This is a genomic window from Limosilactobacillus viscerum (assembly GCF_947387525.1).
Lineage (GTDB): Bacteria > Bacillota > Bacilli > Lactobacillales > Lactobacillaceae > Limosilactobacillus > Limosilactobacillus viscerum.
The window spans coordinates 1-25,244 of the sequence record NZ_CANDNW010000007.1; the positions used below are offsets into that span (position 1 = coordinate 1).

The 25,244-nt window shown below is 45.6% G+C and carries 25 protein-coding genes; 3 read left to right on the plus strand and 22 right to left on the minus strand.

Annotation, left to right across the window (positions count from 1 at the left end; genetic code table 11):
- Nucleotides 1-32: 32 nt before the first annotated feature.
- The 4 genes from QOS07_RS03350 to QOS07_RS03365 form a co-directional block, all read right to left on the minus strand.
- Nucleotides 33-170 carry a hypothetical protein gene (locus QOS07_RS03350; protein WP_283587593.1) on the minus strand — a complete coding sequence of 46 codons (138 nt, stop codon included), beginning with the start codon at nucleotides 168-170 and terminating at the stop codon, nucleotides 33-35.
- A gap of 2 nt (nucleotides 171-172) precedes the next feature.
- Nucleotides 173-1,054: a Nif3-like dinuclear metal center hexameric protein gene (locus tag QOS07_RS03355; RefSeq protein ID WP_283587594.1), complete on the minus strand. Its 882-nt coding sequence runs from the start codon at nucleotides 1,052-1,054 to the stop codon at nucleotides 173-175.
- 322 nt (nucleotides 1,055-1,376) lie between these two features.
- Nucleotides 1,377-1,802, minus strand: coding sequence for a TetR/AcrR family transcriptional regulator (locus QOS07_RS03360; protein WP_283587595.1), 426 nt, complete (start codon nucleotides 1,800-1,802; stop codon nucleotides 1,377-1,379).
- Nucleotides 1,803-2,143: 341 nt separating this feature from the next.
- A complete protein-coding gene (locus tag QOS07_RS03365; RefSeq protein WP_283587596.1) occupies nucleotides 2,144-2,308 on the minus strand; it encodes a hypothetical protein in 165 nt (54 codons plus the stop codon).
- A 151-nt stretch (nucleotides 2,309-2,459) separates the two neighbouring features.
- On the opposite strand from QOS07_RS03365, the gene QOS07_RS03370 reads away from it, so the two are divergent.
- Nucleotides 2,460-3,464 carry a LacI family DNA-binding transcriptional regulator gene (locus tag QOS07_RS03370; RefSeq protein ID WP_283587597.1) on the plus strand — a complete coding sequence of 335 codons (1,005 nt, stop codon included), beginning with the start codon at nucleotides 2,460-2,462 and terminating at the stop codon, nucleotides 3,462-3,464.
- A 94-nt stretch (nucleotides 3,465-3,558) separates the two neighbouring features.
- On the opposite strand, the gene QOS07_RS03375 is transcribed toward QOS07_RS03370, so the two are convergent.
- The 5 genes from QOS07_RS03375 to parE all read right to left on the minus strand — a co-directional run bounded on the left by QOS07_RS03375 (nucleotide 3,559) and on the right by parE (nucleotide 10,141).
- Nucleotides 3,559-4,494, minus strand: coding sequence for a manganese-dependent inorganic pyrophosphatase (locus QOS07_RS03375; RefSeq protein ID WP_283587598.1), 936 nt, complete (start codon nucleotides 4,492-4,494; stop codon nucleotides 3,559-3,561).
- Nucleotides 4,495-4,603: 109 nt separating this feature from the next.
- Complete coding sequence (locus QOS07_RS03380) at nucleotides 4,604-5,065, minus strand: NUDIX hydrolase (RefSeq protein ID WP_283587599.1); 462 nt, start codon at nucleotides 5,063-5,065, stop codon at nucleotides 4,604-4,606.
- 11 nt (nucleotides 5,066-5,076) lie between these two features.
- On the minus strand, nucleotides 5,077-5,595 hold the full coding sequence (locus QOS07_RS03385) for a DUF1836 domain-containing protein (protein WP_283587600.1): 519 nt from the start codon (nucleotides 5,593-5,595) through the stop codon (nucleotides 5,077-5,079).
- Between the two features lie 64 nt (nucleotides 5,596-5,659).
- On the minus strand, nucleotides 5,660-8,137 hold the full coding sequence (parC, locus tag QOS07_RS03390) for a DNA topoisomerase IV subunit A (protein WP_283587601.1): 2,478 nt from the start codon (nucleotides 8,135-8,137) through the stop codon (nucleotides 5,660-5,662).
- A gap of 27 nt (nucleotides 8,138-8,164) precedes the next feature.
- A complete protein-coding gene (gene parE / locus QOS07_RS03395; protein ID WP_283587602.1) occupies nucleotides 8,165-10,141 on the minus strand; it encodes a DNA topoisomerase IV subunit B in 1,977 nt (658 codons plus the stop codon).
- Between the two features lie 241 nt (nucleotides 10,142-10,382).
- Between parE and plsY the strand changes: the two genes are divergently transcribed.
- Nucleotides 10,383-11,009 carry a glycerol-3-phosphate 1-O-acyltransferase PlsY gene (gene plsY, locus QOS07_RS03400; RefSeq protein WP_283587603.1) on the plus strand — a complete coding sequence of 209 codons (627 nt, stop codon included), beginning with the start codon at nucleotides 10,383-10,385 and terminating at the stop codon, nucleotides 11,007-11,009.
- Nucleotides 11,010-11,103: 94 nt separating this feature from the next.
- Here the strand turns inward: plsY and QOS07_RS03405 are convergent, their stop codons facing one another.
- From QOS07_RS03405 to QOS07_RS03445, 9 genes are all read right to left on the minus strand, one after another.
- On the minus strand, nucleotides 11,104-11,979 hold the full coding sequence (locus QOS07_RS03405; protein ID WP_283587604.1) for an aldose 1-epimerase family protein: 876 nt from the start codon (nucleotides 11,977-11,979) through the stop codon (nucleotides 11,104-11,106).
- Nucleotides 11,980-12,124: 145 nt separating this feature from the next.
- The gene (topA, locus tag QOS07_RS03410; RefSeq protein ID WP_283587605.1) at nucleotides 12,125-14,260 is read right to left on the minus strand and encodes a type I DNA topoisomerase; all 2,136 of its coding nucleotides are present in this window, start codon (nucleotides 14,258-14,260) and stop codon (nucleotides 12,125-12,127) included.
- Between the two features lie 150 nt (nucleotides 14,261-14,410).
- On the minus strand, nucleotides 14,411-15,271 hold the full coding sequence (gene dprA, locus QOS07_RS03415; RefSeq protein ID WP_283587606.1) for a DNA-processing protein DprA: 861 nt from the start codon (nucleotides 15,269-15,271) through the stop codon (nucleotides 14,411-14,413).
- A gap of 45 nt (nucleotides 15,272-15,316) precedes the next feature.
- Nucleotides 15,317-16,084 carry a ribonuclease HII gene (locus QOS07_RS03420; RefSeq protein ID WP_283587607.1) on the minus strand — a complete coding sequence of 256 codons (768 nt, stop codon included), beginning with the start codon at nucleotides 16,082-16,084 and terminating at the stop codon, nucleotides 15,317-15,319.
- Nucleotides 16,077-16,949 carry a ribosome biogenesis GTPase YlqF gene (gene ylqF / locus QOS07_RS03425; RefSeq protein WP_283587608.1) on the minus strand — a complete coding sequence of 291 codons (873 nt, stop codon included), beginning with the start codon at nucleotides 16,947-16,949 and terminating at the stop codon, nucleotides 16,077-16,079. The genes QOS07_RS03420 and ylqF overlap by 8 nt, the downstream gene beginning before the upstream one ends.
- Nucleotides 16,950-16,962: 13 nt before the next feature.
- On the minus strand, nucleotides 16,963-17,187 hold the full coding sequence (locus QOS07_RS03430; protein ID WP_283587609.1) for a YozE family protein: 225 nt from the start codon (nucleotides 17,185-17,187) through the stop codon (nucleotides 16,963-16,965).
- A 13-nt stretch (nucleotides 17,188-17,200) separates the two neighbouring features.
- On the minus strand, nucleotides 17,201-17,818 hold the full coding sequence (locus tag QOS07_RS03435) for a YpmS family protein (RefSeq protein WP_283587610.1): 618 nt from the start codon (nucleotides 17,816-17,818) through the stop codon (nucleotides 17,201-17,203).
- 3 nt (nucleotides 17,819-17,821) lie between these two features.
- Complete coding sequence (locus QOS07_RS03440; RefSeq protein WP_283587611.1) at nucleotides 17,822-18,739, minus strand: SGNH/GDSL hydrolase family protein; 918 nt, start codon at nucleotides 18,737-18,739, stop codon at nucleotides 17,822-17,824.
- Nucleotides 18,740-18,947: 208 nt separating this feature from the next.
- Nucleotides 18,948-19,790, minus strand: coding sequence for a DegV family protein (locus QOS07_RS03445; RefSeq protein ID WP_283587612.1), 843 nt, complete (start codon nucleotides 19,788-19,790; stop codon nucleotides 18,948-18,950).
- Nucleotides 19,791-19,986: 196 nt separating this feature from the next.
- Between QOS07_RS03445 and trhA the strand changes: the two genes are divergently transcribed.
- Nucleotides 19,987-20,628 carry a PAQR family membrane homeostasis protein TrhA gene (trhA, locus tag QOS07_RS03450; protein ID WP_283587613.1) on the plus strand — a complete coding sequence of 214 codons (642 nt, stop codon included), beginning with the start codon at nucleotides 19,987-19,989 and terminating at the stop codon, nucleotides 20,626-20,628.
- On the opposite strand, the gene QOS07_RS03455 is transcribed toward trhA, so the two are convergent.
- The 4 genes from QOS07_RS03455 to QOS07_RS03470 are packed head-to-tail and all read right to left on the minus strand — an operon-like array spanning nucleotide 20,614 to nucleotide 25,218.
- Nucleotides 20,614-21,102 carry a dihydrofolate reductase gene (locus tag QOS07_RS03455; protein WP_283587614.1) on the minus strand — a complete coding sequence of 163 codons (489 nt, stop codon included), beginning with the start codon at nucleotides 21,100-21,102 and terminating at the stop codon, nucleotides 20,614-20,616. The two genes, trhA and QOS07_RS03455, sit on opposite strands and share 15 nt — an antisense overlap.
- A gap of 9 nt (nucleotides 21,103-21,111) precedes the next feature.
- A complete protein-coding gene (locus tag QOS07_RS03460) occupies nucleotides 21,112-22,074 on the minus strand; it encodes a thymidylate synthase (RefSeq protein WP_283587615.1) in 963 nt (320 codons plus the stop codon).
- A 17-nt stretch (nucleotides 22,075-22,091) separates the two neighbouring features.
- A complete protein-coding gene (locus QOS07_RS03465) occupies nucleotides 22,092-23,993 on the minus strand; it encodes an ABC-F family ATP-binding cassette domain-containing protein (protein WP_283587616.1) in 1,902 nt (633 codons plus the stop codon).
- Nucleotides 23,994-24,000: 7 nt separating this feature from the next.
- Complete coding sequence (locus QOS07_RS03470; RefSeq protein ID WP_283587617.1) at nucleotides 24,001-25,218, minus strand: CCA tRNA nucleotidyltransferase; 1,218 nt, start codon at nucleotides 25,216-25,218, stop codon at nucleotides 24,001-24,003.
- Between the last annotated feature and the right edge of the window lie 26 nt (nucleotides 25,219-25,244).

Here is a 25,244-nt window from a genome sequence, read left to right on the forward strand (position 1 = left end):
TCTTAACATTCATCATCGTACTGCCGAATGTGTTAACACTCACCTTGACCAATGGCTTGCCAAAATACCACGGCACCTCTTAATGTAACATCCTGCTGGAGGTCCTTAACCACTGCAAGGGTCGAACGATAGTTAATGGGTAAATAGCTAAACGAGCTTTGCCATTTCATATTTATTTTCCTCCACCATTTAATTGATAATGCCATAAATCATCACTTGGAATATACTTGATCGGAACTTGGTGCTTAGTTAGGTCACCAAGCCAATCTTTAGCGTACTTGGCCCCTAACTCCTCAAAGTTAAAATGACCAGGATTAATGCAGGCCATTTGCTGGCCAAGTTGCAGGCCATCGCGGATATAGGAAAGCACCGTCCAATCAACCGTTTCGCCTGGAATTATTAAATGAACATCGTTTTCCTGCATTGTCCTAATAATTTCTGTCGTATAATCTGTCCATGAGCCATTATCCTTATAATGTGCTGAAATGAATGCACCGGGATAAATATGACCGGTAAAAGATAACCGCTCAAATTGATCATCAGGATTTCCGACATACCGTAATCCGTTTAGCCCAATTTTTTCGATTAATTCTTCACTTATCTGCCGCAACGTTTTTGGTTGGGGAAAATTAACCGTGTAGCCAAAAGGAATGGGCTGTTTTTTGTCTAAATAAGGTAACCACTCTAAATATTTAAGAACACCGTGAAAAATACTATCGGGTTTATTTGCATGCATATGATCATGGTCACGAACCAGCACAATATTATTATCCTTAATTAACTTAATCTTTTGATCATACACTTTGCAGTCAAAGTCAGCTTTCCACTCGGGCCAATCAGGTGTCAGATAGGAAACCGTTTCATGTACAAATAACAAATTAGCACCTAATTTAGCCGTCTTTTTAATAACATCGACTGTTGGTACTAGTGCGGTAACAACCCCCGTACATTCTTGGTCTGTATTACCAAACTTAACGCCATCGCACCCGGTATAATCGGCACCGAGATCGGGATGGTAGGCTTTAATACTTTTCAAGATTTCATTGATTTTCATTTTCATTCCTCCAAACTGATCAACTATAAGATTAGCTAAAAGCGCTTAATTAATCTTTGCATTTCTTGACCGGTAATTTGTCATTTTTTGCGATACTTAGTTACTTAACTCATAAATTCATACCAAAAGATCCCTAAAAAAGAACCATTCAGAACTTTATTTAAAATTCTGAATGGTTCTTTTTTATTATGATGAACTACCTGACTCATCCGTTTCCTAACTATTAAGTGTCAAGAAATCTACGAATACCTCATCAGGCGACTGGCAACTTTTTCCGATTTCTCCTTCATCCCCGCTTGGTACCATTGCATAATTGTGCTATTTACGCCCCGGCTAAAAATACTTTTGCCGGGTAGCTAACCTCCCGATCAAAGTTAATTGCAGTATCTTGAAGTTTTGACTGGAGGACTACGTTCATTAACATCGGGGCTGAATAATTAGCATAGACCAAGTTAGGGTACTTAGCACAAAACCGGCAGGATTCCAAAAACACCTGATAAATTTGCGTCGCCGGGGGCTGCTTACCGTGGCAGGCAGCCATCAAAGCATTAATTTCCTGCCGGTAACGTTCGATGATTATATCAGCAAGAATATGATAATAGCGGTAAAAGGTCGTACGTCCGACCTTCGCCTCCTGGCAGAGAGCCGATACGGAAATATCATTTAACCGGTGCGCCTTCAGTAAGCGGCAGAGGCCTAAAAATAATAGGTCGCGACTTCCCTGCTGACGAGTTGTTTTCTTCACCATTTTTCTTCCTACTATTCCCAAATCTGGAACATCTTTTGCCGATCCTGTTCTACTTCATCCCTTGATATAGACATGGTTTCCGCCCCAGGCTAAACTAAAATTAAGTTACGCGTGACAAATTAAAATGAGGTGATCAGATGTCAAAAAAATGGATAACATTTTAAAATCAATGCGCCAAATGGGAGCGGGGATGTTCAATCAGGGAGCCATCGCTGCTGGACTCTCCCTTAAGTCATTCAGCGAATCGTTCATTGAGTAACAGGCCGGGTCATTAAAAAAGAGGCTGATAATGAAATCTTTGTAAAATTCATTGCTTTCGACCGGTATTTTATTCTAATCCGTTAGTTATACCCTAAAACGAGGATATCGCTTTGCCTGAATGTGCCCTCATTTCCATTAACCTGGAAAGAACCACGAGAATCATGATTAACAATAATTACAATTACAATTCCACTTTCCTTAATTTCACACGAAGAAGGAAAAAGTTCTTCAATTTTAATATCCATTTTCTAACCTCTACTAAAATAGCTTTTGAAAGATTTTCTTCAAAGCGGTAAATATATCGTTACAATCGACAATTACAATTAAATTTCACTATCTCTACTTTAGCAACTAATGGTATTCTAGTAATAGTAACTTTTTAAGGATGATGAAAATATGAGTCAACGCGTGACTATCGCAGACGTTGCGAAAGCAGCTGGCGTCTCCGTTACCACGGTCTCTAGAATTATTAATGGCCACTATGAAAAAATGCGTCCAGCAACCCGTAAACGGGTAGAGGACGTGATCAGCAAACTACACTTTGTACCAACTGCCTCGGCCCAACGGCTCCGCCAAAATCAGGGCCACGTGATTGGTGTTTTAGTCGGTGATATTTCAAACCCCTTCTCCTCCCTCCTCGCCAAGGGAATTGATGACGTACTCAAGCAGGCCGGCTATGACATCTTACTGATGAATACTAATAACTCGCTTGATACTGAAAAACGAGCTCTACAACGGCTCTACCAGCAACAAGTTGATGGGATTATAGTTCAACCTAACTCAGGACACTTTAACCAGTTTGCCAATGTCGTTAAGTCTAACATCCCCCTCGAAATCGTTGACCGGGAAGTTTGGGACTTACCCGTAAACGTTGGGACAGTAACTAGTGCCAATAAGGATGCCTGTTACCGCCTTGGCAAGCTCCTCGTCGATCGTGGCTACGACAATATTATTGCCATCAGCGCCCACTTTGCAGAAGCCTCCGGACAGATCCCACGAATTGCCGGATTGGAGACCGCCGCAAATGATTTTGGCCTCTCTTACCATAATATTGAAACCCGTGGCCACGACCGTCAGTGGCTTTCGTCCGCCTTTACCCACCAACTCGCTCAGCTAAGCGGTCGAACCGCTGTTATTTCCTTGATGGGGCCAGTACTGTTTGACCTTCTGAGTATTTTCAGGGAACACCACCTCACCTTTCCCAAGGATTTTGGGTTAATCAGTTTTGACGATTGGGAATGGTCCCAATACGTCGGTAACGGTATCTTCCTCTTAAAACAAGATATGGAGTTAATGGGCAACTATGCGGCCCACCGCTTGCTTACCCAGGTCGAAGATGGACGAATTGCCGGTGGAACTACCATTTTACCAGTTAAGATTGTGGACCACCCTTCAATATAAGCTTTATTACAGCGGTTACGTAGTATTTTAAACCAAATAAAAACTGGACCAGCGCTACTAGCGTTAGTCCAGTTTTTATTTGGTTTATCTCTTATTAGCCTTCAAATGCATCCGTCAATGGCGGTACCACTTGCTTCTTCCGTGATACAACCCCTGGCAGGTTCATCCGGTTGTTATCGTCCAACTTGTGGTTAAAGGCTGCTTCAACCTTGTCCTTGTTGTCACCAACAACCAGCAGTTCTGAATCACTGTTCAGGATGTTCGTTGCAATTAAGATGAAGAGTTGGTAACCATTTTGGTCCATTAATTCCTTCATCTTCTTTTCAAGGTCAGCTTGACGCTTGAAGACATCTTCCAATTCAACGGCGTTTACTTGGCCGATCCGCATCTTAGTGCCACCAAGTTCAAAGGTCTTGGCATCACCATCAACGATTTCGGTATCAGACTTAGCATCAACGTTAGCACCAGCCTTCAACATTTCAACCCCGTACTTGCTGTAGTCAGCTACACCAGCAACCTTTGCCAGGTACTCAACGGCTTCGCGGTCATGGTCAGTCGTTGTTGGTGAGTTTAACAGCAGGGTATCAGAAATGATTGCAGAAAGCATCATCCCAGCTAAGTTAGCAGGAATGTCAATGTGCTTTTGCTGGAACATTTCAGTTAAGATTGTTGAAACACAACCATATGGCCGAACAGTTGCCCACAGTGGTTGAGCAGTATTGAAGTTTGCGATCCGGTGGTGGTCAACCAGGTGGGTAACCGTTACCTTGTCAATGTCACTAACACTTTGTTGAGGTTCGTTATGGTCAACCAGCATTACCTTATCAACTTCATTTGCAGCAGTCTTGATCACCCGGGGTGCCTTCATGCCAAACTTGTTTAATGCATATTCGGTTTCGGGGTTTGGTTCACCTAAAGCAACTGCTTCTGTTTCATAACCAAGTTGGTTTTGGAAGTATGAGAAAGCCATCGCAGCTGTAATTGCGTCAGTATCTGGCTTTTGGTGTCCAAAGACTAATTCTTTTTCCATATAGTGATTCCTCCATTTTTCCTTCCACTGGCCTAACAAGAACCGTTGTGAAGAATTATTCAATAACTATTCTATCATGATTAAGTACCGGGTGCGAAATATTGGTCAATTAATTCCGCCCTTCAAAATATTTTTTCAATATTTGCCACATTTTGGCATGCTGACGATTAAAGAAATGTGGTGGTTCACCTGCGATTGAAAAGTACTTCGTGGTTACCGTCTCTGATGGTTTAACCGCATAGTGGTGATCATCCACCGCCCGAACCAGGTAAAAAGCATTAACCGGCTGCACCTGGTCACCATTCGGGTACGTATACTGGTCGTCATCTTGCATTTTCAACAGCTTAACCGGGGTCACCGCAATCCCAGCATCCTCCTTGAATTCACGCTGGACCGTTTGGGCAAAGGTTTCACCAAAATCCATGTAACCACCTGGGAAACCCCAATCGCCCGTGTCCGCACGTTCCTGCAATAAAACTTCTTGTCGATCATTCACCAGTGCACCCGATGCACTAGTAAAAATAAGGGGCCGGTGACCGACCGCTGCCCGAACATCCGCTACATATGCCATATTAACCCTCCTTAAGAATTATGATTCTCACGGGCCTGGTCAAGGTAGCTCCGTAAGTAGAGTTGACATGCCACCATCCGCAGCAGGTTATCAAGTACCCGCTTCTCTTCACTATCTTCGGTACCAATTTCTGGTAAATCCGGACGGAGGCCAAATGCATAATTATAATTCTCCTCCAGCTTAGCACAGAAGTAGTCATATGCCGTCTTAAAATCATGCGTCCGTTCCTGAACCTGTAATAAGAAACGCAAATCATCGGCTCCCAGAGCCCGCCGACAAGCGGCAATAAAAATTAAACGTGCTAGTTGGTCACGACCATAACGGCGGTTTTGCGGGTGCTCCACTAGCCCCCGTTTGACGTAACTACTAACGGTCGTACTAGAAAGATGGAGGTCCGGTACGCTATCAAAAGTACTGTTCACATAACGCGTTACCTGTTCTAAATAGAGCCCTAACCGGGGCAGGTCATCGTACCGGGGTAAAATCAACTCGCGCGCTGCTAACTGTACTTGGCGTTCAACTATCCCCATCGTATTCACCTCATTTTAAACAAAAGGGAACCAGCATCAGTAAACTAGTTCCCTCCTTTATTAATTACTTATTTAACAATGATTGTTGCTCCGGATCATTTAAGACATTCGTCTCTTTAACCCGAATTTTTACTGGTTGCCCCTGTGTTTCAGTATCAATCACAAAGGTACCATTGGACTTAATTGAGCCAAGGTGGTGGTCGCTAACTGCCACATCCTGGAAGAGTGGTCGGTCAGTTATCACTTCAAAGGACCCCGCAAAGTCGGCGTCGTAGGCTAGGAAGTCCGCGATCCTGTGCGGATGACTCTTCAACCGGTGGAGAACTAATTCACCACGGCGGGCACGAGCACCAACCGCAATTTCATCAACCGGCATTTCCTTAAATGCACCACGTTGTGTAATTGATGCAACCCGTTGACCATCAGCAACGATTACCAAATCGGCTAATACGTCATCATCCTTGAGGTTAATTGCCCGTACACCAGCGGTTCGAATCCCCGTAACCGGAACATCGGCAATATCAAAGCGGACTGCATAACCATCACGGCTAATTGCCAGTAACGACCGGTTCTCGTCACTAGGTTCATAGTAATCGACACTCACTACCCGTGTGTCCTTGCTCTTTAATTTAACCGCAACGCTAGCATGGCTCTTGTAACGTGAACCAGGCCGGTAGTCAGTATAGGCGGACTGCTTAACTTGACCATCCGATGTACCAAAGATGAAGGTACCCGGTAATTCAAGCTTATCAAAGACCATGGCCTTAATAATCTCTTCGTCCTCCGCTAGGCCGATTGTCTGCGAAATGTGCTCACCAGTATCCTTCCACCGGGCATCAGCCAATTCATGGACTGGCCGGTAGATCACGTGTCCTAGGTTAGTAAACATGAAAAGGTGGGCCAATGTATTCGTATGGGCAACAAAGAGTGGGTAGTCATCTTCCCGTAAGCCATTCTCATCAATTGAAGAAGCCTTAAACGAACGAATGCTACTCCGCTTAATATACCCGGCATGTGATACAAGGATTACGCAGTCTTCATCGGCAACGGTAACCTTCGTATCAATTTCAAGTTTTTGAACATGGTTCTCAATCTTGGTCCGCCGTGGGTTGGCAAATTCCTTTTTAACTGCCTTCATTTCCCGTTGGACAACCTTTGCTAGTTCATCATCATTGGACAAGATCAATTGATACTCATCAATTAAATCATTCAGGTGTTGTTGTTCATCTTCCAGCTCTGTCACATCGGTATTAGTCAACCGGTACAATTGCAAGGTAACAATTGCCTCCGCTTGTTCATCAGTGAAGTCATACTGGTCAACCAAGTTTTGCTTTGCATCCTTCCGGTTTTTACTTGCCCGGATGGTTTTAATAACCTGGTCAAGGATTGACAGGGCCTTGATCAGCCCTTCAACAATATGAAGCCGGTGTTGGGCCTTTTTTAAGTTATAGTTGGTCCGCCGCCGAACGACTTCCTTTTGGAATGCTAAGTACGAGGTCAAAATATGTTTTAACCCCACCCGCATTGGTCGCTGGTCGTCGATCGCCACCATATTAAAGTTATAGTTAATCTGGAGGTCGGTATTCTTCAACAGGTAGTTTAAGATCCCCTCAGCATTGGCGTTACGCTTCAACTCGATCGCAATCCGTAAACCACTCCGGTCAGTCTCATCACGTGCCTCAACAATTCCTTCAACCTTCTTGGCTAAGCGCAAATCGTTGATCCGCTTTACTAATTGGGCCTTATTAACCTCGTATGGAATCTCCGTCACGTTAATCTGTTGACGACCGCCACGAAGGTCAACAATTTCAGTCTTTGCCCGCACGACAATCCGTCCACGGCCTGTTTGGTAAGCCTTCTTAATTCCATCGACCCCTTGAACAATCCCACCAGTTGGGAAGTCAGGACCCGGGACAAATTCCATTAGCTTATCAAGGCTTGCATCCGGGTGCTTTAACAAGTACATCAGAGCATCCAGGACCTCACCCAGATTATGGGTAGGGATTTCCGTTGCGTAACCAGCCGAAATACCAGTTGCACCGTTAACAAGCAAGTTAGGAATCCGTGCTGGCAAGACCGTTGGTTCTTTTTCTGTATCGTCAAAATTCAACGTCATTTCAACGGTATCCTTATCAATATCTTGAAGCATTAGGCCGGCAATCTTGCTTAAACGGGCTTCTGTATACCGCATTGCGGCAGCTGGATCACCATCCATCGACCCATTATTACCGTGCATTTCAACCAGCGGTTCCCGTAGCTTCCAGTCCTGACTAAGCCGAACCAGGGCTTCGTAAATTGAACTGTCACCATGGGGGTGGAAGTTACCCATGACATTACCAACGGACTTTGCCGACTTCCGGAAGCCCTTATCGTAAGTATTGCCATCCTTATTCATCGCGTACAGGATCCGCCGCTGCACCGGTTTTAACCCGTCACGAATATCCGGCAGGGCCCGCTCCTGGATAATTGATTTGGAATAACGACCAAAGCGCTCACCCATTAACTGTTCGAGCGACATGGTTTCAATCTTTGCGTCTCTCACAAAACTGGTTCCTTTCTCTTACTCTATCTATTGTTTCAAATGCTTCTTGCTTGCAACCAATTCATCTGATTCTTGGTCATCACTAAGGGTAAATTGAACATTATCTTCAATCCATTCCCGCCGTGGTTCAACCTTATTACCCATCAAGGTAGTTACTCGCCGTTCAGCTAACTCGGCATCCTCAATCCGCACCCGAATCAGTGTCCGGGTTTCTGGATTCATGGTTGTCTCCCAAAGCTGGTCAGCGTTCATTTCCCCAAGGCCCTTAAACCGTTGGAGCTGAGCCGTCTTCCCCATCTTCTTGGTTAACTTCGTCAGTTCTTCATTGGTCCAAGCATAGGTAATCTTCGTCTTTGCACCCCGACCCTGCTGTAAACAGTAGAGCGGTGGCAAGGCAATGTAAATCTTGCCTGCTTCAATCATCGGCCGCATGTACTTATAGAAGAAGGTTAACAGCAAGATTTGGATGTGGGCACCATCGTCATCGGCATCCGTCATGATGATAATCTTGTCGTAATTAGAGTCTTCGACGTCAAACTCAGAACCGGCACCAGCACCAACCGTGTAGATGATTGTGTTTAATTCTTCGTTTTTTAAGACATCGTCAAGCTTGGCCTTTTCAGTGTTCAAGACCTTGCCCCGTAATGGCAAAATGGCCTGGTACTTACGGTCACGACCTTGCTTGGCTGAGCCACCGGCGGAATCACCTTCGACAAGGAATAGCTCATTCTTTTGGGCATTTTTGGACTGCGCTGGCGTCAGTTTACCAGAGAGGTTCCGTTCTTTCCGGCTCTTCCGCTTACCGCCACGCGCTTGGTTCCGTGCCTTGCGGGCAGCTTCACGTGCTTCACGCGCTTTTAGCGCCTTGCGAATCAACATCTGGGCGAAATCGCCGTTTTCCATCAGGGCATAATTTAATTGTTCACTGACAATATTGTCGACAATCTTCCGCGCCTCTGGTGTTCCCAGCTTATCCTTTGTCTGTCCTTCAAATTGGAGAAGACGTTCCGGGATCCGGACAGAGATAACGGCTGTTAACCCTTCTCGGACATCGCTACCTTCCAAATTCTTTGCATTGTCCTTCAGCAGGCCAACCCGCTTTGCATATTCATTGAAGGTCTTTGTCCACGCATTCCGAAAACCAGCCTCATGGGTACCACCATCAGGCGTCCGGACATTGTTAACAAAGGATAGTAAGGTCTCAGAATAACCGTCATTATACTGGGCTGCAACTTCAACCTCGACCCCTTCATCTTTGCCATCAAAGTATAGGATCTTGCCCAGGGTATCCTTTCCTTCATTTAGGTAGGAAACAAACTCTTGGATCCCATCATTAAACTGGAAAACGTCCTGCTTCTCTTGACCCTGCCGTTTATCAGTCAGGATGATCTTAATTCCCTTTAAGAGGAAGGCTGACTCGCGCAGACGGTTAACAAGGGTGTTGTAGTCATAAGTAGTAGTGGTAAAGACGCTCGGGTCCGGCTTAAATGAAACAGTTGTTCCGCTGCCCTCCCGCGTCTTGCCAAGCTTCTTAAGGGTGCCCACGGGCTGCCCACCGTTTTTAAACTTTTCCTGGTAGCGAACGTGGTCACGGACAATTGTTAATGTCAGCTTAGTAGAAAGAGCGTTGACGACGGAAGCACCAACCCCGTGCAAACCACCAGAAGTCTTATAGCCATCTGCCTGGCCAAACTTACCACCAGCGTGAAGGACCGTCATAATAACTTCGGGGGTTGGTTTGCCAGAAGCGTGCATCCCCACTGGCATCCCCCGACCATGGTCCTGAACCGTAATCGAATTATCGGCTTCAATCGTAACGCTAATCTCATCACCGTAACCAGATAATGCCTCATCAACAGCGTTATCAACAATTTCATAAACCAAGTGGTGAAGACCCCGCGCATCGGTTGACCCAATATACATTCCGGGCCGCTTACGGACGGCTTCAAGTCCTTTCAACACTTGGATTGATGATTCATCATATTTAACCTTTTTCGTGGTCACCAACATGACCTCCCATATCATTAGTAAACATATGTTCGATAAAATAATTTTACCATGGCCAGCAAGCACTAGCAACTTTTCTTAGCCGGTCACCGTAAAATAGTTACAGTATTGATAATACTCAAATTCCCGTTTTTTCGCAAACTCGATTCTTAATTTTGCTGGTAAAGCTACCGTCACTTAAGATTTCATGGTATCCTAATTATTTGATAAGCAAACTATTTTGAGGAGCATTTTAATTATGATAATAAAAATCGTCGGGATGGTTGTGATTGCCTACTTGCTAGGTTCAATTCCTTCTGGCCTGTGGATTGGACAAATATTCTACCATAAAGATATTCGAAAGCTAGGCAGTGGCAATATCGGTACTACCAATACATTCCGGACTTTGGGCCCCAAAGCTGGGGTGGTGGTCCTCTTCATGGATATCTTGAAAGGGACATTAGCTGCTAGTCAGCCTTATATGCTTGGTGTCAGTCATTCCGTTAACCCACTTATAATCGGGTTATTCGCTTCCCTTGGGCATACGGTTTCTATTTTTGACCACTTCCACGGTGGCAAGGCTGTTGCTACTAGTGCTGGGATCTTACTAGCGTATAACCCGCCACTGTTTGGCCTCGCCTGTGCAATCTTCATCGGCACAATGTTGTTGACATCTATGGCCAGTGCCGCCAGCATTATTGGCATTACTTCAATCTTCATTATTGCCCTGTGCATCCACGATTGGATCCTATCCCTGGTTGCTGGTGTACTGACTGCCGTGGTTCTCTACCGTCATAAAAGCAATATTAAACGAATCTTTACTGGTAAAGAATCGCTAGTTCATTTTGGCCTTGTTTATTACCTTCAGCAAAAGCGCCAGAAATAGCCAGGTCAAAAGCAAATCAATATGTACTTTCAAAAAGGGTCCAGAGCGCGGCAATTATAGCTGCACTCTGGACCTTTAGTAATTTAATCTTATTTTAGAATGGCCTAATACTAAAGTGGTAATCAGCACTTTGACCAGGTGCCAACCGTGACATTGCTTGCTTATGCAACAGCAAGCCGTCCGCATTGACATTATCCGCAATTCCCCACCACGGCTCAACACAGGCGAAGTTTGCCTTGGCTGGGTAGGCAGACCACAGGCCCACATACTTAGTACCCTTCGTTGTCACAGTGACACCATGCTGACCAGTCTGGTCAGTTAGCGTCGCCGCAAAGTCACTCCCCCCTGTCTTGAAAATGATCGCGTCATTATTAAATAATTCATGGTTCAACATGAAAGGCTTATGCATATCAATCAATTTGGGATGGCCAGAATCATTGTATGGTCCGTGAAGAACAACACGTGAATATTCTTCGGCCGGCTCAACACTAAATTGAATATTCTCAAAAGTGCCCGCACTAGTCAACGGCATGTTAAAACCGGGATGGGCACCGATGGCATAAATTAATGAATGGTCACCGGGGTTGTCAACTTGGTATTGGATTGACAAGCGGTCACCATCGAGACGGTAGCGGACTTGAAGGACAAAGTCAAATGGGAACACCTTATGAGTCTCATCATCATCCCGCTGTTCTAATAATACCTGGTCAGTTTGCTGGTTAATTACTGTAAACTGACGGTCCCGTGCAAAACCGTGTTGGGTTTGGTGATAACTTTGGCCATTAAAACGGTACTGGTCATCCTTCAACCGTCCAACAAACGGAAAGAGGATCGGTGCTTGCCGTCCCCAGCTCTTAGCGTCACCTTGCCAGAGATACTCAATCTGATTATCACGCCGCTTAATGCTGTGGAGCTGTGCGCCAAGTTTATTGATTTCAACCGTTAATTCGTCATTCTGCAAAGTAATCATATTCAGGCTCCCTTTTTGATAAGCGTTTAACATACAGTATATCCAAAATCCTTCACCTGCACAATACCAGATCAGAATAGCGCTTTCAAGCAATTATAAAGTAAAAGCTAGTAAAACTTTACCTAACAGTTTTACTAGCTTTTCACTATTTTTGTACTGCTTCTTCATAATCACCATTTGGACAGATAACCTGCTTGCCGCCCTTGACCTTTTTCTCAACCAAAAAGTGGCCATCCTTTGGACAGTTACGGCCAATTGGCTTATCCCATGAAACAAAATCGCAGTCAGGGTAACGGGAGCAGCCATAGAATACCCGGTTCTTCTTCGACTTCCGTTCGACCACTGTTCCTTTTCCGCAGACAGGACAGGTAATCCCAGTATCCTTAACAATTGCCTTCGTGTTCCGGCAGTTAGGGAAACGGGAGCAGGCGTAAAACTTACCATACCGCCCCATCTTTACCACCATCGGTGCACCACAGATGTCACAGTCAATCCCGGCAAGCTCATCCTTCATCTGGATCTTGGCTACTTGCTCTTCAGCGGATTTAACCTCTTTTGAGAATGGTTGGTAGAAGCTGTCGACTACCTTGACCCAGTCTTGCTTACCAGCTTCAACCTGGTCCAGCTCTCCTTCAACATCCGCAGTAAACTTGGCATTCACGATGTCAGGGAACTGCTTTTCGATGATCCGGTTAACAATCTCTCCGAGTTCGGTTGGCTCAAAGTGACGGGAAACAAGCCGAACATAGTACCGCCGCTGAATCGTATCAAGTGTTGGAGCGTAGGTTGAAGGACGGCCAACACCATTGCTTTCAAGGGTCTTGATAAGTGCCGCTTCAGTGTAACGAGCCGGTGGTTGGGTAAAGTGCTGGGCTGGATTATCACTAATCATCCGTGCCTGGTCACCCTCGTTTAATTCTGGCAAGATATTATCCTTGTCATCGCCACGCTTGTAAATCTTTGTGAACCCTGGGAACTTGACTTTTGAACCATTAGCCCGGAAATCAACCCCGTTTTGTTGGAGGTTGACGTTCATTGTATCAATGACTTCCGGCGTCATCTGGCTAGCCACAAAGCGGGACCAGATTAAGCTATAGAGTTTATACTGGTCATTAGTCAAAAATGGCTTCATTTGCGCCGGTGTCCGGTGAACGGAGGTTGGACGGATGGCTTCGTGCGCATCCTGTGCTCCTTCTGGCAGCTTCCCCTTGATTGGTTTAACGGCTGCGTATTCACCACCGTACTGCTCATGAATGAACTGGGATGCTTCGTGCTTAGCAACTGAAGCAATCCGCGTCGAATCGGTCCGCATATAAGTAATCAACCCGACTGCAGCTCCCTGCTTAATGTCAATTCCTTCGTACAGCATCTGAGCTGCCATCATTGTCTTCCGGGTCCGGAAATTAAGGCGACGGTTAGCGTCCTGTTGCATGGTTGACGTCGTGTATGGCGGCTGTGGCTGCCGGCGCCGTTCCTTTCTCGTTACCTTGGTAATCGTAAAGTCTTGTTTTTTATCTAACTTACCAAGGATCTTTTGCACTTCATCATTATTAGCTAGCTTAACCTTCTTGCCATTTTGACCATAGAAAGTAGCCGTAAATTTATCCTTACCGTGCTTAAAGTCAGCATCAATCGTCCAGTATTCTTCCGGCTTAAAGTTCCGAATTTCATTTTCCCGTTGGATAATCAGGTTCAGGGCAACTGACTGGACACGTCCAGCACTAAGCCCCTTCTTAACCTTCTTCCACAGAATTGGGCTAATTGAATAACCAACAAGACGGTCAAGGACCCGCCGTGCTTGCTGAGCGTCAACCAAGTCCATGTTAATGGTCCGTGGTTCCTTAAAGGCGTTCTTAACCGCATCCTTAGTGATTTCATTAAAGGTAACCCGGTTCTTTTGGTCATCATCAAGCTTGAGGATGTTTGATACGTGCCAGGCAATAGCTTCCCCTTCACGGTCGGGGTCAGATGCCAAGTAAACGGCCTTGGCGTTCTTAGCGTCCTTCCGTAATTCCTTAATCACGTCACCCTTGCCACGGATTGAAATATAGTCTGGCTGATAATTATTATCAACGTCGACACCCATCCGGCTCTTTGGTAAATCGCGAACGTGACCAAGACTAGCAACAACCTTATATGAGCGACCGAGAAAACGGCCAATGGTCTTTGCCTTTGATGGTGATTCCACGATCACCAGGTTCTTTTTTACTTTAGCACGACGACGCGTTGTCTTTTTCTTTGGCGCCGTCTTTGTTGTCTTCTTAACTGTTTTGGTTGCCATGAAATAGGCTCCTCACATTTAAATTTTTTCTTCATTAATACTTCTATATTATTATTCCATAATACTTCTATATTATTATTCCATGTGACGGTGATCTGTCAAATAGAAAAACTGATTTTAAAGATTTTTGTGAGGAAAGTTCTACTTAAACTAGGAGAGAAATTCGTCAAGCAAGTCTTGTGCCCGTAAGATCGGTTTAGCTCCTGCCGCAATTAATTCATTACACCCTAACGAGCGAAATGTATCAATCCGCCCGGGAACTGCACAAACGGTCCGGTTTTCTTCCAGCGCAAGATTAGCAGTTATTAAGCTCCCGCTCCGCTTCTTAGCCTCTATCACCACCACCACGGAAGATAGCCCTGCAATAATGCGGTTTCTTTCTGGAAAATGGTATGCCAACGGCGGTTCACCACGTCCATACTCCGATAAGATCAGCCCTTGCTTTGCTACTGCCTCGTATAATGGGCGGTTTTCTAACGGGTATACCCGGTCAAGGCCACAGCCAATAACGCCGATTGTTGCTCCATTATTGGCAAGTGCCAGGCGGTGACTCATCCCATCCACCCCCTTCGCTAGCCCACTGACAACCGCAATCTGGTGTTTAGCTACCTGGGGAATTAGTCCCCGCAACACTGTTTCTCCATAAGCTGACATGTCCCGTGCACCGACCACGCCGAGCTGCGGACAGCGAAGCAAATCAAGGTTTCCCTGATAATAGAGGACCAATGGTGGGCAAAAGGTCTCACGTAATTGTGGCGGATATTCTTCATCAACAATCGTAATCTGGGGGTACTGCTGGTTCAGCTCAACCGTCTGTGCTAGCTCTTCGCTCGCCCAGTTATTAAGCAGTGCTTCCTTCGCATTGGGCCCCAATTGTGCTTGCTCAGCCAAGAATTCAACCCGGCTAAAGCAACGGTGTTTTTGTGCCACTTGCCAAAGTCGCATCTTACTGACCCGACCAAGGCCCCGGCACAAGCTAAGTTGTTGTAAAAATTCTCTGACGGTTAACATAAAAAAGCCTCCTGTATATAAATACGGAGGCCTTTATCATCTGCATTATAAATACTTGGGAACCGGGTTAAAAGACCGCCGGTGAATTGGCGTCACACCGTATTTCGCAAGGCCAGCCAAGTGTTCCTTGGTACCGTAACCCATGTTTTCCGCAAAGCCATAGCCCGGGTAAACTCGGTCATAGTCCTTCATTAAGTGGTCACGGTACTCCTTAGCAACAATACTGGCCGCAGCAACACTAATGCTCTTCTGGTCCCCCTTAATCAACGTCGTCTGGTGATAATCAAACGGTAGCGGTACCGCATCAACAATTAAATGGTCCGGTCGGTGGTAGAGGCTATTGACTGCCCGCATCATAGCATCCTGGGTGGCCGCATAGATATTCATCTTATCGATTACTTCACGGTCATTAACCGCAATGCTGACTTCAACCGCTTCATCGACAATCCGCAGGTACAAATTCTCCCGCTCGTGACGGGTCAACTGCTTTGAATCAGTTACCCCAACTAAGTCAAAACTAGGGTCTAAAATAACCGCACAGGTCACCACCGGGCCAGCTAATGGTCCACGGCCAACTTCGTCCATTCCGGCAACATACTTACACCCTTGTGCCCACAGCTGGTTTTCATATTTAAACCGCGCCTGAAAAGCTTGGCGGGCAGCTTTCCGCCGCTCAACCTGCCGCTGGTGTTGCCGCAGTGCCGCCTGAACACCTTTGCGCGAATCTGCCTGTAATTCCTGCAAACGGGGATCAGTAAGGTTATCAATTGTCGCCAACAATTCCTTTACCTTGCTAACCGTCATCTTACTCATTAATGCCATCCTCATTTAAATCGGCCGGAACTTCCATCGTGATGGGTCCTAGTTTCCCCTTGCGCAGGTCAAATATCAACCGTTCACTTGCCCGGTCGTAGTCATCACGAAAGCCCATTTTCTGCGTAATCGTCAGTAGAAGGTCTGGATTCCCCACCGCCGCATCAAGATCAGTATCAGATAAACGGTACCGTTTCTTCAGTAGTTCTGGTTGGTACTGACGCAAGTAATCCAGGGCAAATAATGCAACATCATCCTTAGGGTAAAGGCTGTCCTTAATTGCACCAGAGAGCGCCAGCATTACCCCTTGCTTTTGGCTTACAAACTTATGCCATAAAACACCTGGGGTATCAAGCAGTTCCAATTCAGCAGACGAACGTAACCACTGCTGACCGGTTGTCACTCCCGGACGGTTTCCAGTCTGTGCAACATTTTTCTTAACCAAGTGGTTCAGGAGCGTTGACTTACCGACATTTGGTACGCCAACACACATTGCCCGGATTGGTCGCTTCTTCATCCCCTTTGCTGCTTCTTCCGCCATCTTATCACGCAAAATTTCTTTGCTCTTGGCCGTCACCACTTTTGCAACATTGTGTTGGCGGGAATCAAGGGCCAGCGCTGGCTGACCCTTTTCAGCGAAGAATTTAAGCCACTGTTGGAGCCGCTCTTGGTCTGCCAAGTCTGTCTTTGTCATGATCAGTAAACGGGGCTTTTCTCCCGCAGCTAGTGCCACCTCGGGGTTTTGTGAAGAGTAAGGAACCCGGGCATCCACCAGTTCAAATACGATATCAACCAGCGGCATTTGTTCACGAATTTGCCGAAGTGCCTTTGCCATGTGGCCAGGAAACCATTGAATTGTCGCCATCTTTATTCCTCCCCTAATTCATTGCATCCAGGTATTTTTGCCAAGCAGTATCAAAAATGGTCATTGATGGCAAGTAGTCCGCATTTTCTTCTAAATACTTCGAGATTTCATCAAAGTCCTCCGACTGCTTAGGAAAGGTGGAATCGAGAAAGGCGTTATTAGCAAATTGTTCGACTTCATCCGCACTATTTGGATTCCGCTGCGTCATTAAGTAGCGGTAAAAACTATCACGATTCATTATTAACTCCTCCTTACTTATTATCCGTTGGAACAGTGATCAAAAACTTGAATCGTCCAGCCGGCATATTAATTTCCTGTGCCGAGTACTTCAGTGCCCGCTTCTGACTGTATTGGTTTAAATCCAACAAAACGGTCTTCTTTTTAGCGTTGATCTTTACCCAATCAGGAATATTGTAATTCTTAGCAATGTAGCCCATTACAAATTTAACAGGAATATTGAGGCGGCCAACTGATAACCCCTTCGCCTTCAAGAGAACATTCCCATTTGTTTGGCGCTCCGGAATGAAATTGATAGCAAAGCGAATTTTAGCGCCGAGGAACTTGGTATCCCCCGTCAAGGTCGCATATTGTTTTCCAACCAGGAAATTGTACTTGACTTGCTGGCCCTTCAAGAACCGGTTTAGGTAGTTGGCAGCTAATGCATTCACCTGTTTGCGGTTAAGCTCAACTGTTACTGAAGCATCGCTCGGTTTAACCTTTCGTGCAACTGCTGGTGTCGCAGTTGGCGCTGTAACCTTATTAATAACCGTCCCCGTTGCAATTACAATGACTGCAAGAAGGACAATAAAGGCCCACTTCCACCAGTTAACTCGTTTATTTGAATTATCTTTTCTCGTTTGCTCGCTCATAATCTACCTCTTAACATATTCCCAGCTGTTATGTTTATTCATTACCTTAAATAGGCGGTTGGCCATTTGCTGATAACCACGGTGGTTAGGGTGGAAATTATCCTCAGTAGAGATGTATTCATTCAAGTTATGATCCTTGTTTTTCATGATATTAATTACCCGTCCCTGGGTAACCTTCCCCTGGTTGGCCTGTTCTTCTTTTTGCACCAACTGTTGGCGTTGGGCTGTCGTCTTGTACTGACCCCAGGACATCAAATGGTTAATATTAACAAAGTACATCCGGTGGTATCCCTTCATTACCCTTTGCGTTGTATCATTCCACTTACTAATTGAATCGTTAATCGTGTCGACATCCGGGAAGTAGGTATACACTGGATTATAAATACTCAGGATAAAAATTGGTGCATGAGGATTTTGCTTCCGAACCGCAGTTAAAAGCTTGTTTAAGCTCTTTGTGTACGTCTGCTCAGCTTGGTCAACGTCCTTATTGACGGTCTTTGGTGAATTCAAGATATTCTTTTCCAGGTTCTGCATCAGGTCATTTCCACCTACCGTCATGGTAATTACATCCGCATGACGGAGGTCCTTGCGCATTTCTTTTTGTGAACTTAACCGTGCAAGGATTTGATCAGACCGGTCACCACTAACACCATAATTTGCTGTTTCAACCGTTGTCTGGCGGTAACGGTGCTCGATCTTCTTTTTTATAATCCCCACGTAACCGCCATTTTTCTTTTCATCCCCCTGCCCATAGGTAAGGGAATCCCCAACGGCTACCAAATGGACGTTTTTCTTTTGGACATACCGCGGCTTGGCCTGCTGGTTATTCACTGAAGATGGTTGGTGCATGAAATACCAGCCACCTCCACCGATAACGATTAAGATTACCACCGCGATTAAAAGCCACCACTTCTTTTTCACGGATTCCGTCCTCCTTAACAATAAGAGACTGGGAAGAAACTCTTTTTCTTCACAGTCTCTTGTTTTTTCTCCGAATATTATACAGCAATCACGGGAAAAATGAGTCCCTAAAGTCTAAACTAGGACAAACGCCGGCCCGGTCTGTGCCAACGTCTGTCCTAGCTTAATCTAACCGGGGCCTCACGGAGCTTTTCCCAGCTTCCATCTTTTATTCAGTATAGTATAACAAGCAGTTGGCACCCATTCCAGTATGAGTAGCAATAATTGGAACGGTTTCCCGAACTACGATTTTAATATCAGGGTACATTTCTTCCAGGCGGGACTTCAAGCGCTCAACTTCTTTATCCCCTTCAACGTGGGAAATGCCAATCCGAACAGGCTTAGGGCCATCCTTCATTTCGGTTAGGATCCGGTCCCATTCCTTGTGAATTGCCTTAATTCCCCGGCCTTTCATTGCAATATGGATCTGACCGCCATAAACCTGGAGCATTACCTTGATGTTTAACAGGTTTGACAAGGCACCAGCAAACTTGCTGACCCGACCACCAGCAACTAGGTTGTCGAGGTTATCAATTGCCAGGTAGAGCTTGGACTTGTCCAGCACTTCCTTCATCTTGGCGATCGCCTCATCAACGCTTCCACCGTTTTCAAGCACCTTAGCAGCGGCAACAATTTGGAACGCCATCCCCTGGTCAGTCGTCTGGGAATCATAAACTGTTACCTTGGTCTTAGTCATCGTGGCAGCTTGTTCTGCAGCGTGGACAGTCCCACTGATCGATTCCATCATTGTGACACAGAGAACCTCGCTACCATCGGCACCTAATTTATCAAACGCATCGACAAACTTACCAATCGGTGGCTGTGAGGTCTTTGGCAGTGACTTGGCATTCTTCATTAACTCGGGAAACTGGTCATTGCTGATCGTCTCACGTTCAACATAAATCGTGCCATCAATCATAACCGTTAATGGTACAATTGTGATATCATACTTTTTTATTTCTTCATCAGTCAAGCCAGCTGATGAATCACAAACGATTTTTACTTTTGACATGGAAAAATCCACTCTCCTTGCCGTTAATTATGTGTTATAATTTTATCTAGTTTTGAAAACCATATGTTTAGTCTTCAAAACCATTATAACTAAATCCAACTATTTTTAAATAGTTAATTTCGTTTTTCATAGTAATAGTATACCAAAAAGCCCTTCAGAATTCATCGCTGATTGGTTTTGAAAGGAGTAATGCCACTTGGTAGGTAAAGAAAAAGCAGATCTAAAAACACTTTTAATCGAGATCGGTAACGCAATTAGTCACGGTATCGGCGCCGCACTTGCAATCGCTGGCCTGGTATTCTTAATCATCCGGGCAGCCCATACAGGTAGCCCTATGCGGATCGTTACTTTTACTATCTACGGGAGTATTTTAGTCCTCTTTTACCTCTCCTCCACCCTTTTTCACGCACTCGTCTTTACACGAGCAAAACACGTTTTCCAGGTTTTCGACCACTGCATGATCTACATTCTGATTGCCGGCACCTACACCCCCTACTGCTTAGTCGCAATTAAGGGCTGGGAAGGCTGGACAATGTTTGGCGTCATTTGGGGATTGGCTGTGCTTGGCGTGATTTATAAGAGTATCTGGCTTAAGCACAAGAGCAAGCTCTCCACCTTGGTTTACGTTCTCATGGGCTGGCTATGTATTTTTGCCTTCTTCCCACTCTGGAATGCCCTCGGACCGGTTGGCTTCGAGCTATTGCTCGCCGGTGGAATTACCTTTACCCTTGGTGCCCTGCTTTACAGTCGACCAACGGCATACACGCACCTGATTTGGCACTTTTTTGTTTTGCTTGGCACCGCATTCATGTACTTTTCAATCTTATTTTACGTGTAGGACCCACTTTTCAAACCAGCAGACTAGCGTACCGTTTTCTTTAACTGGCTGCCGGTCAACTAATTGCCACTGATCATAATCGATCGGTGGCATTTTTGTATCACCATTAAAGCGGCCGTTGATCACCGTCCGTGTTAACACATTTGCTAATGGCAGCAATTGTTCAAATAAGCGGGCACCGCCAATCACCATCACTTCTTCATCACTTGAATCAAGCCATTCCTGTAAGGCGAGTAGTGAAGAAAAAGTCTGGATCCGGTCATCAGCAATATCACGGTGGGTTAGGACAATATTTAACCGTTTTGGGAGGGGACGACCAATTGAGTCATAGGTACTCCGCCCCATCACAACTGGGTGGCCCATCGTTTCTTCCTTAAAGTGGTGCAGGTCGGCGCTCACATGCCAAGGCAACCCGTTATCTTTGCCGATCCACCCGTCAAGGTCTTCGGCCCACACAAAATTAATCTTCGCCATACTTCCTCCTTAAACCGCTACCGGAGCCTTAATTGCAGGCTCATGCGTATAGCCATCCAACTTGATATCACTCATTTCATACTGGTCAATCGGTTTAGGCTCAGCAGGCAGGATTAACTGTGGGGCAGCGTGTGGTGTCCGGGATAGTTGTTCCTTAACCTGGTCGAGGTGGTTCAGGTAGATGTGAGCATCCCCTAGTGTATGAACAAAGTCACCTACTTCTAGTCCGCACTGGTGGGCAATCATATGGGTCAACAATGCATAACTGGCGATGTTAAACGGTACCCCAAGAAAAATATCAGCACTCCGTTGGTAAAGCTGGCAGCTCAGCTTACCATCATTAACGTAAAACTGGAACATCGTATGGCATGGTGGTAAGGCCATTGAAGGGACATCCTCTGGGTTCCACGCTGACACAATCATTCGCCGTGAATCAGGGGTTGTCTTGATTTGGTGGATAACATTAGCAATCTGGTCAATAGTTTGGCCGTTGCTGGTCTTCCATGCCCGCCACTGGCTGCCATAAACCAGACCTAGGTCACCGTATTTTTTGGCAAACTCATCATCGTCTAAGATCCGTTGACAGAACTCTTTTTTCTCTGCCAGGTACTGTTTCTTGAATTCCGGATCTTTTAACCAGCGATGACCAAAATCAGTCATATCAGGGCCATGATATTCATCACTTTCCACCCATTTTTTAAATGCCCATTCATCCCAGATATGGTTCTTATGTTGGAGAAGGAAACGAATATTAGTGTCCCCCCGTAAGAACCATAATAGTTCACTCTTAATTAAGCCGAAGGGCACCTTCTTGGTTGTGAGGATTGGGAAACCCTTTGAAAGGTCAAACCGCATCTGGTAACCAAAGACTGACCGGGTTCCCGTGCCAGTCCGGTCCGACTTTTCATGACCATATTCTAATACATACCGTGCAAGGTCCAGGTATTGCTGTTCGTTTTGATTTTCTGCCACTTTAACGCACTCCTTTACTATTCAACATAATTACTGAGATAATCCCACCGCTCGGTCTTCTCGTCAACTTCTTTTTGAACCGCATTTAGTTCCTTTTGTAATGACGCCAGCTTTGGGTAATCATTTGCCGCTTCGGCCATTTGCTTTTCTAAGTCCTTTTGCTTTTGACTGAGTTTATCGAGATCCTCATTAATTTGATCCCATTCAATCTTTTCAGCATACGTTAACTTAGTCTTCTCCGCCGGTTTTTCCTTCTTCGGTGCCGCTGGCTTAGGTGCTTTCTTGGCACTGGCCTTTTCTGCCTGGGCAGTTTCTTTTGCTTCCTGTTGCTTTTTTAGGTAGTCAGTAAAGTAACCGGTGTAGCGTTCAATCTTACCCTGGCCGTGGAAAATTAGTAGGTCGTCAGCAACTTTATCGAGGAAGTAACGGTCGTGTGAGACAGTAATTACCGTTCCATCAAAGTTATCTAGGTAGTTCTCCAACACCGTTAAGGTCCCGATATCAAGGTCATTTGTCGGTTCATCAAGCAGGAGGACATTTGGCTGCTGCATTAAAATTTTTAGAAGATACAGCCGCCGCTTTTCACCGCCAGATAATTTACGGATTAAGGTTCCGTGCATGAAGCGGGGAAAGAGGAACCGTTCTAGTAGTTGGGTAACACTAATCTTATTGCCGTCCTTATCAGTGACGCTATCCGCAACCTCGGTTAGGAAGCTAATCATCCGCTTATCGTCATCAATTCCCTCAGTTTGCTGGGTATAATAGCCAAGCTTGACTGTCTCACCAATTTTCAAAACACCACTATCTAGTGGTACCCGTTGAGCAATTACATTTAGCAGACTAGTCTTACCAGCACCGTTTTCGCCGGTAATTCCAATCCGATCACCGGCCTGAACCAGCCAGTTGAAATCGTTCAGAATTTGGTGGTCACCAAGTGCAAGGTTGGCATCCTTGAATTCAATTACGTCCTTCCCCAATCGCTGGGAGCCAAGGTTGATTGAAATATCCTCATCGGTCTTAAGGTTGCCAACTTTACCTTCTAGTTCGTGGAAACGATTAATCCGGCCCTTTTGCTTGGTTGACCGTGCCTTAGCACCGGTCCGCATCCAGGCCAGTTCCTTTTTATACAGCTGTTGGTTTTTCTGCTCAGTTTCCTTGGCAAGTTCTACCCGTTCAGCCTTCTTTTGAACAAAGTCTTGGTAATTTCCGTCGTAGTGATAAAGTTTACCAAATGATAATTCCCAAATATGATTAGTAACCTGGTCTAGGAAGTAACGGTCGTGGGTAACAACAACGACCGCACCCTTGTAGCTAGCAAGGAAGTCCTGAAGCCAAACTACGGAGTCAAGGTCCAAGTGGTTTGTCGGTTCATCCAATAGCAGGAGATCTGGTTGCTGAATCAAGACCTGTGCCAAACCAACCCGCTTACGCTGACCACCAGAAAGATTGCCAATCTTTTGACTGGTGTCCTTAATCTTCAACTGGGTTAGGATCGTTTTAATTCGGCTGTCCGCCTCCCAGGCATCTTCCTGGTCCATCTTCGCCTGCATTTTAGTATAACGGTCAATTGCCCGGTTATCTTCAGGATGGGCACTGAAATTAGCTAGTGCTTGTTCATAAGCACGGATCGTCTTAAAAATTGACTGGTCACCAGCAAAGACGGCCTCCATGATCGTCTTGTTTTCGTCTAACTCCGGTTGCTGCTTTAAGTAGCCAATTGTGTAATCATTTGGTGTCGTAATCTGACCGCTTTCCGGGCTAACCTCGCCGGCAATTACGTTTAATAAACTTGTCTTGCCACTACCGTTAACCCCAATCAGTCCTACCCGGTCATTTTCGTTAATGATAAAGTCAACATGGTCAAAGAGTACCTTTTCACCATAGGTACTGGTTAACCCCTCTGCCTTCATTGTTTGCATATTCTTCTTATCCCTCTTCTTGTTCTAACTCTATTGCACGGCTTAGTAGTCGGTCTGCTTGGTTTTCGAGCTGCCCTGTTACCACTTCTTGTGTAAGCTGTTGGATAATTTTTCCTAGCATTGGACCAGGCTTAATGCCAGCCTGCTTGATCAACATCCGGCCATCAACCGCCAATTCCTTACTGCTTTTTATTGGCAACCGGTCATAGCTTGTCTTTAACTGGTCAGTTGGTTCCTGCCACCCGTAGATAGCGGCAACCTGGTTTGCATCATTGAGAACGTCCCAGCCAGCAGCAAACAGTGCCGTCGCTGTCAGTTCATGGTGGCGGAATGCATTTACCGCCGTCACGATTTCTTTTACCTGCTTAATGGTATCATTGGAAGTCTTCCACTTTTTTAAGAAGGCATTGACTGCATTACCATCAAGACCCAGCTGAACACACATAAGTCCCCATACCTGGTTAGTATTCTGGAGGTGCCAACCATTGCCATTTACCAACAGGGCGCTTAATTGATCCTTAGCATTTGCTAATTCGGGGCAATACTTATAAAGACCCGTTTCCAGGAAGTCCTTCAACCCGGCCGGTGGGTTTTGCCCTAGCAAGAGCTTCTCAAACTCCACCCGGGTTCGCTCGACCGCAATTTTATCTAACAGGTGGGCATTATGCTTGATCCCCGCCAACGTCGGTGCATCAATTACAAAGTCGAGTTTGCTTGCAAAGCGAACCGCGCGCATCATTCGTAGTGCGTCTTCATTAAAGCGCTCATTGGGGTCACCAACAGCCCGAATCAGGCGCTTTTTCAAGTCGCCCAACCCATCAAAGAGGTCAACTACTTCCCCGTTCTCACGTAACGCCAGGGCATTGATTGTAAAGTCACGCCGCTTTAAATCTTCTGCTAACGAACGAACAAAGGTTACCTTATCAGGACGCCGATAGTCCTGGTAACCAGACTCAGTTCGAAAGGTGGTCGTCTCGTAACCCGTACCATGGTCAAGGATCATCACCGTTCCATGTTCGATCCCGGTATCCACCGTTCGTTTAAAAATTGTTTTAATCTCGCTGGGATATGCGCTGGTAGCGATATCAATATCATGAATTTGATCACCTAATATTGTGTCACGTACACAACCACCGACAAAATAAGCTTCAAAGCCGGCATCTTCAATTTTTTGTAGAACCGGCCGTGCAGGCTCAAAAATTGGTGGTAACTTTTTAATTATCATTGAATCAAATCCTTACTTAAATTTGT

Bases quoted from the DNA above. Each gene is read 5' to 3' on its own strand.
- QOS07_RS03350 (WP_283587593.1), bottom strand. From the start codon at position 170: ATGAAATGGCAAAGCTCGTTTAGCTATTTACCCATTAACTATCGTTCG.
- QOS07_RS03355 (WP_283587594.1), bottom strand. From the start codon at position 1,054: ATGAAAATCAATGAAATCTTGAAAAGTATTAAAGCCTACCATCCCGAT.
- QOS07_RS03360 (WP_283587595.1), bottom strand. From the start codon at position 1,802: ATGGTGAAGAAAACAACTCGTCAGCAGGGAAGTCGCGACCTATTATTT.
- QOS07_RS03365 (WP_283587596.1), bottom strand. From the start codon at position 2,308: ATGGATATTAAAATTGAAGAACTTTTTCCTTCTTCGTGTGAAATTAAG.
- QOS07_RS03370 (WP_283587597.1), top strand. From the start codon at position 2,460: ATGAGTCAACGCGTGACTATCGCAGACGTTGCGAAAGCAGCTGGCGTC.
- QOS07_RS03375 (WP_283587598.1), bottom strand. From the start codon at position 4,494: ATGGAAAAAGAATTAGTCTTTGGACACCAAAAGCCAGATACTGACGCA.
- QOS07_RS03380 (WP_283587599.1), bottom strand. From the start codon at position 5,065: ATGGCATATGTAGCGGATGTTCGGGCAGCGGTCGGTCACCGGCCCCTT.
- QOS07_RS03385 (WP_283587600.1), bottom strand. From the start codon at position 5,595: ATGGGGATAGTTGAACGCCAAGTACAGTTAGCAGCGCGCGAGTTGATT.
- plsY (WP_283587603.1), top strand. From the start codon at position 10,383: ATGATAATAAAAATCGTCGGGATGGTTGTGATTGCCTACTTGCTAGGT.
- QOS07_RS03405 (WP_283587604.1), bottom strand. From the start codon at position 11,979: ATGATTACTTTGCAGAATGACGAATTAACGGTTGAAATCAATAAACTT.
- topA (WP_283587605.1), bottom strand. From the start codon at position 14,260: ATGGCAACCAAAACAGTTAAGAAGACAACAAAGACGGCGCCAAAGAAA.
- dprA (WP_283587606.1), bottom strand. From the start codon at position 15,271: ATGTTAACCGTCAGAGAATTTTTACAACAACTTAGCTTGTGCCGGGGC.
- QOS07_RS03420 (WP_283587607.1), bottom strand. From the start codon at position 16,084: ATGAGTAAGATGACGGTTAGCAAGGTAAAGGAATTGTTGGCGACAATT.
- ylqF (WP_283587608.1), bottom strand. From the start codon at position 16,949: ATGGCGACAATTCAATGGTTTCCTGGCCACATGGCAAAGGCACTTCGG.
- QOS07_RS03430 (WP_283587609.1), bottom strand. From the start codon at position 17,187: ATGAATCGTGATAGTTTTTACCGCTACTTAATGACGCAGCGGAATCCA.
- QOS07_RS03435 (WP_283587610.1), bottom strand. From the start codon at position 17,818: ATGAGCGAGCAAACGAGAAAAGATAATTCAAATAAACGAGTTAACTGG.
- QOS07_RS03445 (WP_283587612.1), bottom strand. From the start codon at position 19,790: ATGTCAAAAGTAAAAATCGTTTGTGATTCATCAGCTGGCTTGACTGAT.
- QOS07_RS03455 (WP_283587614.1), bottom strand. From the start codon at position 21,102: ATGGCGAAGATTAATTTTGTGTGGGCCGAAGACCTTGACGGGTGGATC.
- QOS07_RS03465 (WP_283587616.1), bottom strand. From the start codon at position 23,993: ATGCAAACAATGAAGGCAGAGGGGTTAACCAGTACCTATGGTGAAAAG.
- QOS07_RS03470 (WP_283587617.1), bottom strand. From the start codon at position 25,218: ATGATAATTAAAAAGTTACCACCAATTTTTGAGCCTGCACGGCCGGTT.